The sequence below is a fragment of the Streptomyces sp. ASQP_92 genome (genome assembly GCF_025399895.1).
Lineage (GTDB): Bacteria > Actinomycetota > Actinomycetes > Streptomycetales > Streptomycetaceae > Streptomyces.
In genome coordinates, this window is the sequence record NZ_JAODUA010000074.1 from 1 (window position 1) to 259 (window position 259).

At 79.9% G+C, this 259-nt stretch carries 1 protein-coding gene; it reads right to left on the minus strand.

What is annotated here, in order from left to right; translation table 11 throughout:
* The coding region (locus tag N4G70_RS37325) for a hypothetical protein (RefSeq protein WP_261717168.1) at positions 1-259 on the minus strand (259 nt) is incomplete at both ends.

Here is a 259-nt window from a genome sequence, read left to right on the forward strand (position 1 = left end):
CCGCCGGTGCCGCCTTTGCCGCCGGTGCCGCCGTTGCCGCCGTTGCCGCCGTTGCCTTGTTGGCCGCCGGTGCCGGTGCCGGCGGCTCCGCCGGTTCCGCCGGTTCCGCCGGCCCCGCCGGCCCCGCCGTCGCCGCCTGTGGTGCCGGCGGCGGCGGTGGTGGTGTTGTCTGCGCCGTTTCCGCCGTTGCCGCCGACCCCGCCGTCACCGCCGTTGCCGGCGTTGCCGTCGGCGCCTTGGGTGAAGCCGGTGCCGCCGG